Annotated in this window: 15 protein-coding genes and 1 pseudogene; 5 read left to right on the top strand and 11 right to left on the bottom strand. The window is 67.7% G+C overall.

Going from position 1 to position 14397, the window contains the following annotated elements:
• Window positions 1-100: 100 nt before the first annotated feature.
• Complete coding sequence (locus ACWDA7_RS42495) at window positions 101-946, top strand: zinc ribbon domain-containing protein (RefSeq protein WP_450612159.1); 846 nt, start codon at window positions 101-103, stop codon at window positions 944-946.
• Between the two features lie 100 nt (window positions 947-1046).
• On the opposite strand, the gene ACWDA7_RS42490 is transcribed toward ACWDA7_RS42495, so the two are convergent.
• The 4 genes from ACWDA7_RS42490 to ACWDA7_RS42475 form a co-directional block, all read right to left on the bottom strand.
• Complete coding sequence (locus ACWDA7_RS42490) at window positions 1047-1757, bottom strand: alpha/beta fold hydrolase (protein ID WP_450612157.1); 711 nt, start codon at window positions 1755-1757, stop codon at window positions 1047-1049.
• Between the two features lie 297 nt (window positions 1758-2054).
• The gene (locus ACWDA7_RS42485) at window positions 2055-3206 is read right to left on the bottom strand and encodes an acetyl-CoA C-acetyltransferase (RefSeq protein WP_450612155.1); all 1152 of its coding nucleotides are present in this window, start codon (window positions 3204-3206) and stop codon (window positions 2055-2057) included.
• Window positions 3207-3448: 242 nt separating this feature from the next.
• Window positions 3449-4348, bottom strand: a complete 900-nt coding sequence (locus ACWDA7_RS42480; RefSeq protein WP_450612154.1) for a VOC family protein — start codon at window positions 4346-4348, stop codon at window positions 3449-3451.
• Window positions 4349-4639: 291 nt separating this feature from the next.
• Window positions 4640-6436: an FAD-dependent monooxygenase gene (locus ACWDA7_RS42475; protein WP_450612152.1), complete on the bottom strand. Its 1797-nt coding sequence runs from the start codon at window positions 6434-6436 to the stop codon at window positions 4640-4642.
• 667 nt (window positions 6437-7103) lie between these two features.
• Here ACWDA7_RS42475 and ACWDA7_RS42470 point away from each other — a divergent pair.
• Window positions 7104-7991 carry an enoyl-CoA hydratase-related protein gene (locus tag ACWDA7_RS42470; RefSeq protein ID WP_450612150.1) on the top strand — a complete coding sequence of 296 codons (888 nt, stop codon included), beginning with the start codon at window positions 7104-7106 and terminating at the stop codon, window positions 7989-7991.
• A 216-nt stretch (window positions 7992-8207) separates the two neighbouring features.
• Window positions 8208-8906, top strand: coding sequence for a transposase (locus tag ACWDA7_RS42465; RefSeq protein WP_450612148.1), 699 nt, complete (start codon window positions 8208-8210; stop codon window positions 8904-8906).
• A gap of 199 nt (window positions 8907-9105) precedes the next feature.
• Here the strand turns inward: ACWDA7_RS42465 and ACWDA7_RS42460 are convergent, their stop codons facing one another.
• From ACWDA7_RS42460 to ACWDA7_RS42435, 6 genes and pseudogenes are all read right to left on the bottom strand, one after another.
• A complete protein-coding gene (locus tag ACWDA7_RS42460; RefSeq protein ID WP_450612146.1) occupies window positions 9106-9477 on the bottom strand; it encodes a DoxX family protein in 372 nt (123 codons plus the stop codon).
• A 505-nt stretch (window positions 9478-9982) separates the two neighbouring features.
• Window positions 9983-10696 (bottom strand): CE1759 family FMN reductase, encoded by a 714-nt coding sequence (locus ACWDA7_RS42455; RefSeq protein ID WP_450612144.1) that lies wholly within the window; start codon window positions 10694-10696, stop codon window positions 9983-9985.
• 3 nt (window positions 10697-10699) lie between these two features.
• Window positions 10700-11887 (bottom strand): CE1758 family FMN-dependent luciferase-like monooxygenase, encoded by a 1188-nt coding sequence (locus ACWDA7_RS42450; protein ID WP_450612142.1) that lies wholly within the window; start codon window positions 11885-11887, stop codon window positions 10700-10702.
• 35 nt (window positions 11888-11922) lie between these two features.
• Window positions 11923-12099: a hypothetical protein gene (locus tag ACWDA7_RS42445; protein WP_450612141.1), complete on the bottom strand. Its 177-nt coding sequence runs from the start codon at window positions 12097-12099 to the stop codon at window positions 11923-11925.
• A gap of 59 nt (window positions 12100-12158) precedes the next feature.
• The gene (locus ACWDA7_RS42440) at window positions 12159-12458 is read right to left on the bottom strand and encodes a hypothetical protein (protein WP_450612161.1); all 300 of its coding nucleotides are present in this window, start codon (window positions 12456-12458) and stop codon (window positions 12159-12161) included.
• Between the two features lie 228 nt (window positions 12459-12686).
• Window positions 12687-12818: pseudogene (locus tag ACWDA7_RS42435) on the bottom strand (LLM class flavin-dependent oxidoreductase); the annotation flags it as partial.
• Window positions 12819-12971: 153 nt separating this feature from the next.
• On the opposite strand from ACWDA7_RS42435, the gene ACWDA7_RS42430 reads away from it, so the two are divergent.
• Complete coding sequence (locus ACWDA7_RS42430) at window positions 12972-13421, top strand: MarR family transcriptional regulator (protein ID WP_450612139.1); 450 nt, start codon at window positions 12972-12974, stop codon at window positions 13419-13421.
• Window positions 13418-13576: a hypothetical protein gene (locus ACWDA7_RS42425; protein ID WP_450612137.1), complete on the top strand. Its 159-nt coding sequence runs from the start codon at window positions 13418-13420 to the stop codon at window positions 13574-13576. The genes ACWDA7_RS42430 and ACWDA7_RS42425 overlap by 4 nt, the downstream gene beginning before the upstream one ends.
• Here the strand turns inward: ACWDA7_RS42425 and ACWDA7_RS42420 are convergent.
• The coding region (locus ACWDA7_RS42420) for a zinc ribbon domain-containing protein (protein ID WP_450612135.1) at window positions 13566-14397 on the bottom strand (832 nt) is incomplete at its 5' end. The two genes, ACWDA7_RS42425 and ACWDA7_RS42420, sit on opposite strands and share 11 nt — an antisense overlap.

Below are 14397 nucleotides of genomic sequence, written 5' to 3'. Positions count from 1 at the left end.
GCTGCACGCCAAGGCCGACCAGTACATTCGGCTCATCGGCCGCAGCGAACACCATGCACTCGCTCCGCGACTGGACGTGCTGCGAGATGAGATCCGGCACGTGTCCCACCGTAGGTCGAACCTCAACGACGCGCTTGCGTGGGCTGCCGCCAGGTGGGCCGTCGACCAAGCGATTGCCGCCCGGGCCACGGTGGTCTATGTCGAAGACCTGCGGTCGATGGAAGCGGGCGGCATGGGCCGCACCATGAACACGCGCCTGTCCCAGCAGGTGCGCGGACAGATCGCCGGCCGCATGCGGCACCTCGCAGCTGAGGCCGGTATTGCCGTGGTGAGCGTTCCGGCCCGGAACACCTCCAAACTGTGCCCGCATTGCCTGACCCCGCTGCGGCACCGCAAAGCCCCCGACCGGCCCACCATCGCGGGCTGGAAATGGGCTATCTGCTCCGACCAGTCCTGTGGCTGGCAGGGCGACCGCGACCACGGGGCGTGGCGTCGTATCGCAGCCCGTGGCTTGGCCCATCAGACCAAGACCGTCATCGACCGCACCAGCGGCCTCATGATGATCCGCTCGGTCGTCGACAAGCTGGAGTCGAAGGCAGTCGTCACCACGACATCGAAGACCAGCCGGCAGGACCGGTCGAAGACCGGCCCCACCCGGCCACGTTCCACACGCCCCGCGCCCAGGCGACGCAGGGCACCCTCCCCAGCAGGCCGCCCGTGCGGCCCTGCTGGCCAGCGTCCGGAGGGGCACGCTCACACGGACCGGACCCGGCTGCCGCGCGCAGCCGACCGGCACCAGGGCGTGAACACGATCAGCACACCCACCACCGGCCACCGGCCACGAGGGGCAGCACTCGGCGCGGGATTCCACCTCCACGCCCACGCCTCTCCACCACGGTGGGAAACGATCCCGGAAACTCAATCCAACTCAGGATCGCTTAGCTAATCAGAGACGCTGGTCTTGTCCATGACGGGAGGCGCCTTCTTGCGGCGCCGGTTCGCCCAGTAATCGGTGAGGGACGGATCGTCCGTGGACGCCCCAGCCTTCACCTTGACGTGCCGGAGGATGGGTTCTCCGCGAGGAAGGCGTCGATGCGGGAGAAGACCTCCTCCGCGTTGTCGCGCACCGCCATGTGGCCCACATTGGGGATGAGCTCGAATCGAGCGTTGGCGAACGCCTCGGCGTGGATCCGGCCCTCCTCGGCGGTGACCACGTCGTCGTCCTCGCCCCAGAGCACCAGGACGGGGATCTTGACGCGCGGAAGGCGGCGGAGCAGTTTCGGGTCCCACACGAGCGGCCCGCCGTAGGTGAGGATGGTCTTCAGGAGGTCGTCATCGGGCAGCATCGGGTCTCCCGGCGGGGGCACCCTTGAGGGAGCGGACCCGGCGGCGTCGATGAGGATCAGGCGGCCGATGCGCTGACCCCGGTCGCGAACGGCCAGTTCGGAGGCGATCCAGCCACCGAAGGAGGTGGCGACGACCGTGGCGTCGGTCAGCCCCTCGTCCTCCAGCAGGTCCAGGTAGGTGAGGGCAAGGTCGTCGACACCGGAGAACCAGTCCGGCCGGGGGGTCCCATCCCAGCCGGGGTGGGTCGGTGCCAGAACCTGGTGATCACGCGCGAAGTGCTCGACGATCGGGGCGGCAGTGCTGGGACCATGACCCGCGTGCAGGACGAGGGCGGGCTTGCCGACACCGGCCTTCGTCAGGCTCAACGGCAGGTCCGGGTGGACCTGAATCACCTGTTGGGTCTTCTCCATGGGGGTGGCCTCCTAAGTCAATCCGATTTCAGTGAATTCCAGGTCGTCGACGAGTCGAGGTTCTCCGCACCCCGGCCTTACGACGCCCGCCTTGGTCCCGCCCCGTACAAGGTCCGTACACGTGGGCAGCGGGGATTACGCGCCGGCCTGGTCTGCCACCATGTCCGACCGATTCGAGGGCTGTACCGCTCCGGCGGCCGGCAGGACTCTGCTCGGCTCGGTATGCCGAAGGCTGCACCTGGTCGTGGTCGCTCTCGCGGGCGGCGCCTGCGGACACGGGAGGGGCGGGATCCGGCGTCAGACACGCTCGAAGACGGTGGCGTTCGCCTGTCCGCCGCCCTCACACATCGTCTGCAGCCCGTACTGGCCACCGGTGCGATGCAACTCATGTACGAGCTTCGTGGCAAGGATCGCGCCGGTGGCTCCCAGGGGGTGCCCGAGCGCGATCGCACCACCGTTGACGTTGGTCTTCTCCAGCGATGCCCCAGTCTCGTGCGCCCAGGCCATCGGGATGGACGCAAAGGCTTCGTTGACCTCGAACAGATCGATGTCGTCGATGCTCAGGCCGGAGCGGGCCAGCGCGGCCGCGGTCGCCGGGATCGGGCCGGTGAGCATATAGACGGGGTCGTCGCCGACCACAGTGAGAGTGTGCACGCGCGCGAGCGGTGTCAGGTGGTGCGTGCGAACGGCCTGCTCGGACGCGACGAGCAGTGCGCCGGCGCCGACGGACATCTGACTGGACACCGCCGCCGTGAGCGCTCCGCCTTCCCGGATCGTCCGCAGTTTCGCCATGGCTTCCAACGAGGTGTCCCGGCGCGCGCCCTCGTCGGTCTCGACGCCGGCGAGGGGGGCGATCTGCCCTGCGAAGCGGCCCTCGTCGATCGCCCGCACCGCCCGCCGGTGGCTTTCCACGGCGAACCTCTCCATGTCCTCGCGGCTGAAGCCCCATTTCTCGGCGATCAGCTCGGCCCCGCGGAACTGTGAGATCTCCTGGTCGCCGTAACGTCTCGCCCATCCCTCGCCTCGCCGCTGAGTGCCGAGTTCCCTCAGGACGATGGTGTTCGCGTTCATCGGCACCATCGCCATGTTCTCCACCCCGGCGGCGATCACGAGGTCCTGGGTCCCCGAGATCACCGCCTGGGCGGCGAAATGCAGCGCCTGCTGCGAGGATCCGCACTGTCGCTCGACGGTCACGCCGGGCACGCTCTCCGGCAGACCCGCCGAGAGCCACGCGGTGCGGGCGATGTCGCCGAACTGAGATCCCAGCTGGGTGACGCACCCCATGATGACGTCTTCGACCGCCGACGGGTCGACACCGGCCCGCTCGACGACAGCGCGCAGTACGTGTGCTCCGAGATCGGCAGGGTGCACACCTGTCAACGCGCCCTTGTGGGTCCCGACAGGCGTACGTACGGCGCTCACGATGTACGCCTCACTGGTGACTGGCATGGGCGCGTCCTTCCTTGTGGTGGTCTGCATCGTTTCGGGCTCCGCAGTCCGGTGCGTGGGGCCGGACGACCTTGCGTGTGACCGTGCACTGTGGTGCCGCTTCGTCAGAGCCCTGTCCCGGGCAGCGCGGTGCACAGCCCGCTCGCTGCCGTGCGTGGCGGGACCCACCGTCCGCGGCCGTCGGCAAGGGCACGGTGCGGGTGGGCGGTGACCGTCTTCGTCCACGGTCGACCGATCGGGGTTCAGTGCGAGTCGGCCATGAGCTCGGCGAGGTCGTCGGGCCGGATCAGCGACGGCGGCATCGCCGGGCTCCACAGACTGCCCGGCTCGAACACCCCCGGCTTCCACACCTGGTCATCGGTGATCTCGTCCATGTCGGAGTAGTACTCGGTCATGTTCCCCGCAGGATCACGCAGGTAGTAGAAGTAGTTCGCGCCGACCCAGAAGCGCCCCATGCCCCAGGTGTGCCGCTCGGGGTGGCCCTCCAGGGCGGCCCTCACCCCGCGGCCGATCTCATCGACGTCGGAGAGCTCCCAGGAGGTGTGGTGCATGTAGTTCACCGGCCCGTGACCGACCACGACGTTGTGGTGGTCGGTGGAACACCGCATGAACGTGGCCGCGTCCTTGATCTCGTCACTGAGCTTGAAGCCCAGGCCCTCGGTGAAGAACTTCTGGGTCGTCGCCGACTCCACCGATGCGATCATGATGTGGCCGAGCTTGCGGGGACGTGCCGGGTCCGTGCGCAGAAGAGCCGGTGCACGGAAGTTGGGCAAGTGCGGCTGCGCGGCCGGCTTGGCCGGCACCTGGGGCGCGACCGACACGGTCACTTTGACACCGGTGATCGGTTCGTTGGTGGTGAGTTGCTCGCCGTCGATCCGGCTCTCTACGCCGAGACGTTGGAGTGACGCACCGATCCGGCCGAAATCGTCCGGGTCCTCTGCGCCGATCCCCAAAGAGAGCAGCCGCCGCACGGGAGCGTGGACGATCTTCAGCTGCCGCGGACCACCGTCCACCGTCCCGAACCAGTGCTCGTTCGGATCGTTGGACGGCTGCGGCAGGAGGCCGAACTGGGTATAGAACTCAACCGTCTCGGCGATGTTCGGGACACCCATGGTGATATCGGTTAGACGATGCAAGGACATATCGGACTCCTCAAACAACTGAGAAAGAAATGCTCACAGGGTCACCCGGGATGATCCCCGGTCGGAAGCCTCGTTTTAGGGAGATTCATGCGTCACGGGCTCGGGACACGTGACTGATCCGGGCTCCGGCTATGCTTTCCGAAGGGGCAAACGAACCCCACCCCCGCCGCACCGCACTGCAGTTTAGCTGCATTTGAAGCAAGCGGCTGATACGAAGTAGACGGTGATTGATATCTTTCGGCTACACATTCCCGGGGGAATCCGTGCCGCTCGGCGATCAGCGGGCGAGGGTCACTCGGCGCCAGCGGTGTGCAGGATCTGGTCGAAGGCGCCGGAGAGCACGGCTACCGGGTCGTCGACCGATGCGATGGAGCGGAACGCGACATGCCCGTCGGGACGGACCAGCACCGCGCCCGTGTCGGAGATCTCCCGCTGCTTCAGCCACGCCAACCGAATGTCGACGAAGTCCACCGTGCCAAGGCCGACCCTGGCCGCTCGCAGCGGCAGCTTCCGCTGGTCGGCGATCTTGGTGGCGGCCTCCACCCAGTCCTGACCGTCCTCGCCGGCGATGAGGGCGAAGTGCCCACCGTGGATCAGTTCGCGCAGGGCCACCCGATCGCAGGCGCGCTCCACCCAGGCGTGCGGCATGGGGTGCCCAGGCCGGGTGCTGGGCTGGTAGAGACGGATGTCGTCCACCGGGACCGGTGCGGGGGTACCGTCGCCGACGATCGCGGCGGAGTCGTAGGCGTATCCGTAGTCGGTGTTGAGCTGGTGGTATTCCAGTGTCCGGTTGCCCAGCCACTGGGAAAGCGCATGCCGGCGCTCGGCCGCACCGGGACCGTCCTCCCAGAACAGGCGCAGCGCGGCCCAGTTCTCCTCGACGGTCTTGTCCGGCGATACGCCCATCGCCTCGGCCATTCCGGCGTGGCTGTAGGCGGCCTTGGTGGAGGTCACGATGTTGGCCTGGTTGACCGGGCGCCGCTCGATGTTGTACGTCTCGAGCAGGTCGCCCCCGGCGCGGCCGGCGAGAACGGCGGCGAGCTTCCAGCACAGGTTGTAGGCGTCCTGGACGGCGGCATTGAGGCCGAGTCCGCCGGTGGGCGAAACCTTGTGCGCGGCGTCACCGAGCATGAACACCCTGCCTGAGCGGAAGTCGTCGGCGAGGATGCTCTCCATCCACCACTCCCCCACACCGAGCAGTTCGATGTCGACATCGGGGATGCCCAGCGCCTCGCGCCCCCACTGCAGCATCTTCTCCGGCTGCGAGGCGTCGAGGTCCGCCCCAGAGACGTGCAGCACCCACTCCCGGGAGTTGCGACCCCACTCCGGGCCCTGTGGCACCAGCACCCCACCCCAGTCCAGATGCTGCGGGAACTCGGGGTTGAAGACCCACATCATGACCGCGTCATCCGCCTCCGCCAGATACGGCGAAAGGTCCATCGACACATACAAGTTGATCAGCTTCTGGATCTTGTGCGCGCCGCTGAGCTTGATGCCGGCCAGTTCCCCCACGGTCTTTCCGGCGTCGGCTCCCAGAAGGTAGGAGGACCGGACGGTGTAGGTCTCGCCGGTGTCGTGGTTGAGGATCGTGGAGGTCACCCCGTCGGCGTCCTGTTCCAGGTCCACCAGCTCGTGGTGGAAACTGACGGTCGCCTGGGGGTACTGCTCCGCCTGCTCCTTGAGGATGGGCTCGACCCGCAGCAGGGACAGGTTGGTCGCGGGCTCGGGGCTGGCGCCGACGTAGTCCGGGTCGACGTAGCCCCCACCCCATGCCTCGATGAACCCGATGCGGCGTCCGTGGCCGTCCTGCGGGCCGCCGCCGGCGAGTCCGGAGTACCACCCAAGGCCCCTCATATTCTGCGGAGGGGTGCCCTGTGCCCGGATGTGGGAGGCAACGCCCATGTCGGCGAAGATCTCCATGCTGCGCTGGTTGAGGATGTGCCCCCGCGGCAAGCGCGTCGTGCTCGGGTAGCGGGTCACCAGCAAGGACTCGATCCCGAGACGGGACAGGAGAATCGAGGAAGTCAGCCCTGCGCCACCCCCACCGACAATCAGGACGGGAACTTCTACGTCGAACTCCTTTGCCATCTTCCAACACTCCCTTGTGTCGATAACAGCCGATGAATATTTTCCGGAAGGGGACAACCGGAATTGTTTCCAGGCAGAGAAAACGTCGGCAGCATGGGGGGAGAACCCGCCGGCTACGGTATCTGCTGCAGCGGTTGTCACGTCTGACGCACCGACGTGTTCGCGACCTGCACGGTGCCACAACCCTAGGGCGGCCTCGGCGAGCTGTCCAAAACCAATGTGCTCTGTGATTGATATCCCTACCGGGCATAATTTCGCCGGGTGCCATCCAGGCAGCGGACCAATGCGCCAGCCAGCGCCACCTGGGCGGGGGCGGCGGTTTGCCCCGCTCCAGCACATAGGGGTGTTCACACGACGTCCGTCGCGCTCTCCTCGGCCGAGGGCCGTACCCCCTGTCCGCGGCGTCTATGTCAGCAACGGGTATCAATCGCGCGGCTGGTTGATGTTGGACGGTCCCGCACGGGTGCCCATAGCGTCGGGAAGGCCCTGCCGTACCGCGGGTGACTGGGATCGATCGGGTGCGCGTGGGAGTTGCCAGCGACGGGCGAAATCCTTGCCGCCGGCCGACCACCGGACTGCCGGCACCCATCAACGGCGCATAGCGACCCTCGAGGCCATGGAAACCGGCCCCGCCAGACCAGCGCCCGGAAGCAGAGTGAGGTCGTCGATGGCAGACACCACCGAGATATTGTTCGACGTGAGTGACGGTGTTGCCGTCATCACCCTCAACCGCCCTGACCGGCTCAACGCTTTCACCACCACGATGGCCCGGGAACTGGTCGCGGCTTTCGATGCCACCGACGCCGACGACGACGTACGTGTCGTGTTGCTGACCGGGGCGGGGCGCGGGTTCTGCGCGGGCGCGGACCTGGGACGCGGATCGGCCACGTTCGATGCCAACGACAAGGTCAGGGCGGCCGAGCGCGCGGCCTTCGGGACGGTCGGCGGGGTGCTGCGCGATGCCGGCGGCTACGTGTCGCTGCGCATCGCTGCGTCGCAGAAGCCAGTGATCGTCGCGATCAACGGGCCGGCCGTCGGTGTCGGTGCCACCATGACCCTGCCGGCCGACATCCGGCTAGCCAGTGACACCGCGCGGTTCGGATTCGTCTTCACCCGCCGCGGGTTGGTGCCGGAGGCCGCCTCCAGTTGGTTCCTGCCGCGCATCGTGGGGATCTCGCAGGCGATGGAGTGGGTGGCCACAGGCCGTGTATTCGACGCCGAGGAGGCGCTTGCCGGAAGACTGGTGTCGCGGGTGATACCGGTCGACACGCTGCTGCCAACCGCGCACTCCCTCGCCGCCGAGATCGCCGAGAACACCTCCGCCGTGTCGGTGTCGCTGGCGCGCCAGATGCTGTGGTCCATGCTCGGCGCAACGACGCCCTGGGAGGCACACCGCCTCGACTCGCAGGCGATCTTCCATCTCGGACAGAGCCCGGACGCGACCGAGGGGGTGACCTCCTTCCTGGAGAAACGCACGCCAAGGTTCCCTGGGCGGATCGGCGACTACTCCGAGATCGTGCCCGCCTGGCCCTCCCGGCCAGTGGACCTGACCTGAGCGCCGCGCTGATGCGGCCTGGGCACCTATCGCCGACACCCCAGCCCGAGCGACCAGTCCCAGCAGACCGGGCAAGCGGGCAGGACCGCCGCACGCAGGGGCTTGCCCACGCTCAAGACTTGGCTTGCCCGATCTGGCAATACGGCAGGAGAGCCGGTAAAGGCGGGATGGGACAAGGCCGCACGGGCCCACTTCTTGGTCTGAGGTTCCCCCGCTGTGCGGCCGTCCTCATGTCACGGCCTATCCGCGATCAGCTATCGCCGACCGAGTCGTAAGCGCGAACCCGCAGCATGCTCGACGAGCACTGAACCCCACCATGGCCAGCGGATCGACAGCGGCCCTACCCGCGCTGCGGGAGCTGGCACGCAACACAGACCGGGCCGACAACCAGCCCGGCGTGATGCCTCATGGGCCGGCATCTGCCCGGGCAACAACGCCTCCGGCGGCAAAGGCCGCCCGGGGCGCACGCGTCCGGTATCACGCTGGCTCAAGCAGGCCCTCACCGAGGCCGCTTGGGGAGCCGCTCGGACCAAGGGCACCTACCTGGCCGCCCACCACGCTCAGATCAAGGGCAGGGCCGGAGGGTTCAAAGCCATCGGGGCCCACCCGGCACGACATCATCATCGCCTACTGGCACATCGTCCACGACCAGGTGCCCTACCGGGATTTGGGCGCCGACTGGGCCCACCGCCGATTCTCGCCCGAACACCGGGCCCGACGTCTCATCGCCCAACTGAGGATCTCGGTCTGCTACCGATTGTTCCAGGGTTTCGAACTGGAGATTCTGTTCGCCTGCAGCCGGGTGGGGCTCCTCTTCGCTCAGGAGGAACCTCACCCGGCCCAGGTGCGCCGCCCCGTCCCCACGGTGCGGCGCGAACAGGCCGTCGTCCGGTCATCCCACGGACAGCGACCTGAGTCTTACGTCAATCCCAACCGCCGAGGCACCGCCACGTCGACGAAGCATGTGCGGTACTCCTCGCCGGCAGCCGGGTGGGGGGCCGGAAGCGCGGCCGATACAGTCAGGGCAGGTGCGGCCTCCGGGTCTTGTCAGACCTCAGATGAGATCCGGCGGTGCAGGGATGACGGTGCCTCGTCGATATCGCTCGGGGCGGGCTCAGATGGCCAGGCTGAGGGCAACGGCGGTGGCAGCGGAGAACAGGGTGAGCACGATGGGGGCGATGGCCTTCTTCCGCGTGTCGGGCGTGGCGTAGTCGCCGCACTGGGCGTGGAAGCCCACGGCTCCGATCATCGTGAGTGCGAAGCCGATAGCGGCCGCGATGCCCAGGGGCTGCCAGAAGAGCCCCACGATCAGGCCGCCGGCCGCTGCGACTTCGGCCAGCCCAATGAAGCGGACCAGGTGCGCGCTCAGTCCCATGCGGGACTGCAGGCCTGCGGACTCGGCGCCCTTCAGCAATATCTTGGGCGCGCCCGCGGTCAGGGCCACAAGGGCGAGGAGCGAGCTGAGAATGGCGGCGGTGGGGTACATGGGCGTGGTTCCTTCCGTGCCGCCCCGGTCTGGTCGGGGCGGGTGCAGAGTCTGTCTTTCCGGACGTGATCTACGCGTTTTGCTGGTCGGGGATGAGAGCGGTCGTTTCGTGGGAGGGGTGTGTGTCGGGTCGTTGCTTCTGGGGGCGCGGATGTCGTCGGAACAGCACGAGCTCGCCGCACGGCGTCGAGTCGAGGGGCTGCGGGAGGAGGCCAACGAGCCGTACCCGAGTGCGGCATGGCTGTCACGGTCCTCGTCGTTCGGCCGGGACCATGGGTGAGCTGGCCTGGTCGAGCAGTTCTGGTGTCGCCGCAGCCCACATACGAAGGTTCGGACGGGCCAGCCAAGGCACGGGGGCCAGCGCACCACATCATTGCGCCTCGATGACGTGCGACGGCGCCGCACCTACGGACGCAGCCCGACGCAGTTGGCGCTGCACCGTTCTTCCGGCGACAATCTCAACGTTGCGTCAGGTTCACCGGCTCCGCTTTTCCCCTTGTTGGGGTCAGGAGCCGGACGTGTGGTCCTTGCGGATCGGGGTGCCGCCGGCGGCGAGTCTCATGAGTGGTGAGTCGAAGTCGATGTCGGCGGCGGTCTGCTCGGCGCGCGTGGCGTTCCCGCCGAAGCGGTGCTGGTAGCCGGCCCAGGCCTGGTCGGCGATCGTGTTGCCGACTCCGCTGGTCATCAAAGCTGCAAGCTCCGTTGCTGCGCGGTCGATGCGCTCTCCCAGCGCCGGCGCACTCCAGTCCTCGGGCGCGGCGTAGAGGGACGTGGGAACGGTGAGTGCACGCAGGTACGACAGCGTCGGGCGAAGCTGGTCCTCGATGACCAGTGCGTGCCGGGGGCTGCCACCCGTCCCGGCCAGCAAGACTGGTCTCGCGACGATGAGATCGGTGTCGAGAACGTCGCAGAACGACTTGAACAGGCCGCTCACGCCTGCGGTGTAGACGGGGGTGGCGGCGATCACACCGTCCGCGGCGGCCAGCCCCTTGATCTGCGCCTGCAGGCGCTCGCTGGGGTGCCCGGAGACGATCGCCTGCGCGATGTCGACGGCGAGCGGGCCGAGTTCGATGGCCTTGGTCGCGACCGCACGTTCTTGTTTTTGAAGCGAGTTGACGGTCTTGTGCGCGATGCGGTCGGCAAGCAGGCGGGTCGAGGAGGGGTCGCTGATCCCCGCGCTGACGACCACCAGGGAGAGCGGGCTGTGTGTGTTGGTCATGGCTCAGCCGACCTGCGGGATGCGGGCAGTGAGGGCGGGGTCGCTGTCCTGGTACGGCGAGGTGCCGGCGACGTTGTCGCCGCGGTTGGGGTTCGGGCGCGGCTGCCGGGGCTGCGCGTCGCCGTACTTCGCCTTGACCCGGCTCGCGTGAGTGGGGGCCTCGAGGACGCCGGGCGCGCGAAGCGCGGCCATCTCCTTACGGAGCACGGGCACGACCTCGGTGCCAAGGAGCTCGATCTGCTCGAGGGCGGCTTCGACGGGAAGGCCCATACCGTCAACGTTCCACAGCTGGCGCTGGTAGTCGCCGAAGCGCTCCCGGAAGTCCATGGTCTTGTCGATGACTTCCTGCGGGCTGCCGACCGAGAGCGGGGTGGTCTTCATGTACTCCTCGAGCGAGTGGCCGCGGAACATGGGAAAGCCGTTGAAGTAGGGACGGAACGCCTTGACCGCGTCCTGCGACTTCTTGGCGATGTGGACCTGGCCGCCCAGCCCGACGATCGCCTGCTCGGGGGTTCCGTGACCGTAGTGGGCGTAGCGCTGCCGGTAGAAGTCGACGAGTCGTTCGAAGTGCCCGTAGGGGGCGAGGATGTTGTTGGCGAAGAAGCCGTTGCCGTAGTAGGCCGCCTGCTCGGCGATCTCGGGGGTGCGGATGGAGCCGTGCCAGACGAACGGCGGGACGTCGTCGAGCGGTCGCGGGGTCGAGGTGAACCCCTGCAGGGCGGAACGGAAGTTGCCCTCCCAGTCAACGACATCCTCCCGCCAGAGCCGGTGCAGCAGGTTGTAGTTCTCCAGCGCGAGCTGCAGGCCGTGGCGGATGTCCTGGCCGAACCACGGGTAGACCGGGACGGTATTGCCGCGCCCGACCACCAGATCGACCCGGCCCTTGGCGAGATGCTGGAGCATCGCGTACTCCTCGGCGATGCGCACCGGGTCATTGGTGGTGATGAGGGTGACCGACGTGCTGAGCGTGATCCGCTCGGTTATGGCCGCGATGTGCCCCAGCAGCGTGGTCGGTGAGGACGGGATGAACGGCGGGTTGTGATGCTCGCCAATGGCGAAGACGTCCAGACCGGCCTCCTCCGCGCGCTGGGCGGTGCGCACGATCGAGTTGATGCGCTCCCCCTCGCTGGGAGTGTGGCCGGTGATCGGGTCGCGGGTGACATCGCCGACTCCGAAGATCCCGAATTCCATGGTGGTCCACCTTTCTGAACGGTGCGGTCGGTGATTCAGGAGTCCGCGCTCGCGAGCGCGCCCTGAACGTGCTGTGGTCCGGAGGCGAGCGCCTCCCGGACGCGGGGAGCGGCTTCGGCGCCGAAGAGCCGGATGTTCTCCATGAGGTGCGAGCCCGGCATCGGGTGCAGGCCGTACGTGAGGGCGAACTGGGTTGCGCCCAGCACTCGCATGACTTTGATGATCTTGCGGGCTACCGTCTCGGGCGAACCCACATCGAGAAAGCCGTAGGTCAGTTCGTGCTTGTTGAACTCCCGGGTGGGGGGTCACCCTCGTAGCGCGCTTGCAGCAGGAAGGTCTCGAGGAACGGCCAGTACTGCTCGGCCGCCTGGTCGTCGGTCGCGGCGACGTGTTCGGGTGCGCGAATGCCCATCGGCCGCGCGCCGTGCCCGAGGTGTGCCGTGGGCTGTCGGAAGAGCTCGGCATGCCGGGTGAACCGGGCGGGGTTGCCGCCGATGATCGCGAGCATGGGGTTGGACCCGTACTGCGCCGTCCGGACCATCGACTCGGCGTGCCGCCGACACTGATCCATGTCGGAAGCGCCCCTGAGGCCGTGCGCGGGAACACCTGGAGCCCGGCCAGCGTCGCACGCGTCGTACCCGACCAGGTGACCGGCCGCTCCGAGCGCAGCGCGGCGAGCAGTTCGAACTTCTCCTCGAACAGCCGGTCGTAGTCGGCGAGGTCGAAGCCGAACAACGGGAACAACCTTGCTCGACCCGCGGCCGACGATCACTTCCGCGTGCCCGTTCGAGAGCGCATCGAGCGTCGCATATCGCCGGAACACACGAACCGGGTCGTCGGAGCTCAGCACCGTCACCGCCGAACCCAACCGGATCCGCGAGGTTCGGGCTGCGACTGCGGCGAGCACCAGAGCCGAAGCCGACAGCGGCATCTCTTCGACGTGGTGCTCCCCCAGCCCAAAGAAGTCCAGCCCAGAGACCTCGGCCAGGATGCCCCTCGTCGACGAGCGCGCAGGTGTTCTCGGGCCGGGTCGAGCGGGCGCCCCTCGTCATCCGAGGTGATGTCTACGTAGCTGTCGATCCCGATGACGATCGGGTGCGACCCGTACGTTCCCACAGCGCACCTCCAAGTAATTGACGCGTCAAGCATACGCAATATGCTTGACGCGTCAATTAATGAGGTGGACATGAAAACTATGGACACGACAACGCCGAGCGCCGGACCCGCAACGCGGCCCCTGCCAGCCAGGCAGCTCACGGTGTGGCGCTCCCTCATAGACACAATGGAGGAGCTAAGCCGACGGCTGACCATGCAACTCCAACAGGTCGGCCTCTCCCGGGGCGACTATCTAGTGATGCTCACGCTCAGTGAGGCTGCAGGGCACCACCTGCGCTCTTCCGAACTCGCCGACGCCATCGGCTGGCAGCGCAGCCGGCTCTCGCACCACCTTGGCCGCATGGAGCGTCGGAGACTCGTCCGCCGCGAGGAGTGCCCCACAGACAGTCGAGGCGCGGTCCGTCACGATCACCGATGACGGACTGCGGTCCTTCCGACCTGGCCTCGGCACCGCACTTGCGGGCCGTCAAGCACTACTTCGCCGACGCACTCACCGAGCAACAACTCGAAGAGCTCGAAAGCATCCTCAACACCGTGCGCACCCACCTCGCCTACCTAAGAGTCATCCCGTGATGGGATGCCGTCCGACCAGTTCCTGTTCGGGTGCGCCGCTTGTGGGCGGTGCGTTTCCTACTGGGGCGGCTGTTCCGACGTGGGCCTTGTGCCGCTTGCGCGCGGGTCGGGTCTCATTCGGGGTGGGCCGGTACCGGTCGGTGGTGTTTTGCCGAGCAGAGGCCCGTGGCCCCGGAAGTCCGGGGGTGTGGGCTGCCGCGTGGGTGCGGCCCCGGGCGAGGCGGGCACCGCGCTGCGGTTGACTCGACAGGGCTTCTTGCAGCCCTTGTGCGAACACTATCTGTGTCATGCGGGCCTGGACGGTGTCCAGGCCCGCGGTGCTGGGGTCGTCAGGATTGGTGAGCCGGACGTGCGCGGCGAGGGCACCGGAGACCATGTCCCGGTCGGCGACGAGGCCGCAGGAGGTGCAGCGGTGGACACGGTCGGCGAGCGTCTTGGTCACCTGTGCGCCGCACAGGCACGTCTGCGACAGTTTCGTGGTGGACGTCGACGCGCGCAGCAGGCGGCCGCCGGCCTTCTCACACTCGCGGCCGATGGCGGTGATGAGCCGGCCGGGTGTGGTGGCCTGCAAGGCTTTGCCCCACAGCCGGTACCAGGTGCGAATGTCGCAGTCTTCGACCGTGAGGTTGGCACCGTGATTACCCACGATGCGTTCTGCGATGCGTCGGGCGCGGTGGTCTTTCGCCGCGGCCGCGGTAGCCGCGGCTTCGGCGAGCTTGGCCCGGGCCAGTCGGTAGCCGGCCGACAGGTCATCGCGCCGGTACGCCTGCCTGGGCACACCTGCTGTGTTCGCCGCGCGGGCACCGCCTGGAACCTCAGCT

This window comes from Streptomyces sp. NPDC001156, from assembly GCF_053598275.1.
The sequence above is the reverse complement of the archived record's forward strand: the minus strand, read 5'-3'. Positions and strand labels throughout refer to the sequence as shown.

Bases quoted from the DNA above. Each gene is read 5' to 3' on its own strand.
- ACWDA7_RS42490 (WP_450612157.1), bottom strand. From the start codon at position 1,757: ATGGAGAAGACCCAACAGGTGATTCAGGTCCACCCGGACCTGCCGTTG.
- ACWDA7_RS42485 (WP_450612155.1), bottom strand. From the start codon at position 3,206: ATGCCAGTCACCAGTGAGGCGTACATCGTGAGCGCCGTACGTACGCCT.
- ACWDA7_RS42480 (WP_450612154.1), bottom strand. From the start codon at position 4,348: ATGTCCTTGCATCGTCTAACCGATATCACCATGGGTGTCCCGAACATC.
- ACWDA7_RS42475 (WP_450612152.1), bottom strand. From the start codon at position 6,436: ATGGCAAAGGAGTTCGACGTAGAAGTTCCCGTCCTGATTGTCGGTGGG.
- ACWDA7_RS42470 (WP_450612150.1), top strand. From the start codon at position 7,104: ATGGCAGACACCACCGAGATATTGTTCGACGTGAGTGACGGTGTTGCC.
- ACWDA7_RS42460 (WP_450612146.1), bottom strand. From the start codon at position 9,477: ATGTACCCCACCGCCGCCATTCTCAGCTCGCTCCTCGCCCTTGTGGCC.
- ACWDA7_RS42455 (WP_450612144.1), bottom strand. From the start codon at position 10,696: ATGACCAACACACACAGCCCGCTCTCCCTGGTGGTCGTCAGCGCGGGG.
- ACWDA7_RS42450 (WP_450612142.1), bottom strand. From the start codon at position 11,887: ATGGAATTCGGGATCTTCGGAGTCGGCGATGTCACCCGCGACCCGATC.
- ACWDA7_RS42445 (WP_450612141.1), bottom strand. From the start codon at position 12,099: ATGCGAGTGCTGGGCGCAACCCAGTTCGCCCTCACGTACGGCCTGCAC.
- ACWDA7_RS42440 (WP_450612161.1), bottom strand. From the start codon at position 12,458: ATGGATCAGTGTCGGCGGCACGCCGAGTCGATGGTCCGGACGGCGCAG.
- ACWDA7_RS42430 (WP_450612139.1), top strand. From the start codon at position 12,972: ATGACGATCGGGTGCGACCCGTACGTTCCCACAGCGCACCTCCAAGTA.
- ACWDA7_RS42425 (WP_450612137.1), top strand. From the start codon at position 13,418: ATGACGGACTGCGGTCCTTCCGACCTGGCCTCGGCACCGCACTTGCGG.